The sequence below is a fragment of the Dysgonomonas mossii genome (assembly GCF_004569505.1).
Classification (GTDB): Bacteria; Bacteroidota; Bacteroidia; order Bacteroidales; family Dysgonomonadaceae; genus Dysgonomonas.
Map to the genome: position 1 here is coordinate 1 of NZ_SPPK01000149.1, position 387 is coordinate 387.

Sequence of the window (387 nt, forward strand, 5' to 3'; positions counted from 1 at the left end):
CGTTGATGGTGGACAGCTCCATCAGTCTAACGACCTCACTACTCCTGCGTAGCGTTGCCGATGGCTTCGCTGGGTAGTGCGCGAGGTTAGTCAAAAAGTCACTTTTGCTTTGCTCCAGAGGCGGCATTGCCTCAATGAACGGATTGCCTGCAAAGCGAGAAACTCCTGTATCGTGATACACCGCAGGGAATATCTCAACATCCTTCATCGCTTGCTCCTGTTTAGCTTCACTAGTTCTACCAATCGAGCCTTCTCCTCACGCTCTACTTCGCTCCAGCTTTTCCCAACGGACGCAGTGACCGTGTGCTCCTCGAACTCTGTCCGTGTTTGGGCATGCAACTGGTTTTTGAGTTTTGCGGTTTCTTGATACCTAGCTCGTTGCATATC

1 protein-coding gene is annotated in these 387 nt (G+C 51.2%); it reads right to left on the minus strand.

Going from position 1 to position 387, the window contains the following annotated elements; translation table 11 throughout:
• A partial coding sequence (locus E4T88_RS18185) for a hypothetical protein (RefSeq protein ID WP_221411848.1) occupies positions 1-208 on the minus strand: 208 nt, incomplete at its 3' end.
• Positions 209-387 lie beyond the last annotated feature (179 nt).